This window comes from Marinifilum breve, from assembly GCF_003202155.1.
Classification (GTDB): Bacteria; Bacteroidota; Bacteroidia; order Bacteroidales; family Marinifilaceae; genus Marinifilum; species Marinifilum breve.
The window spans coordinates 1-563 of the sequence record NZ_QFLI01000092.1 but is presented as its reverse complement, the minus strand read 5'-3'; the positions used below and the strand labels follow the sequence as shown (position 1 = coordinate 563).

The following is a 563-nucleotide window of genomic DNA, read 5'->3' as shown; positions in this document are numbered from 1 at the left end:
AAAATTAGAGGAAGAATATCCAAAGTTACAAATTGCTAAAATTGATGAGATTTTGGCAGAACAACAAAGACAGGCTGAAGAAGCTGCAAGATTGGCAGCAGAGAAGAAAGCATTGGATGAGAAATATGCTTCATTAATTACTTTGGCCGATTCACAAGTTGAATCAAAAGATTATAGCTCTGCGAAAACCTCTTATTCAGATGCCTTGGCATTAAAAGCGGAAGAAGAATATCCAAAGTCGCTGATTGCAAAGATTGATGAACTGCTTGCAGAACAGCAACGACAGGCAGAGGAGGCAGCACGTTTGGCTGCAGAGAAGAAAGCATTGGACGAGAAGTATGCTTCATTAATTACTTTGGCCGATTCACAATTTAAAACAAAAGAATATACCTCAGCGAAAACCTCTTATACGGAAGCTTTGGCATTAAAATTAGAGGAAGAATATCCAAAGTTACAAATTGCTAAAATTGATGAGATTTTGGCAGAACAACAAAGACAGGCTGAAGAAGCTGCAAGATTGGCAGCAGAGAAGAAAGCATTGGATGAGAAATATGCTTCATTAA

1 protein-coding gene is annotated in these 563 nt (G+C 38.0%); it reads left to right on the top strand.

The annotated features are described in order from the left end of the window. The coding region (locus DF185_RS23700) for a hypothetical protein (RefSeq protein WP_207784746.1) at window positions 1-563 on the top strand (563 nt) is incomplete at both ends.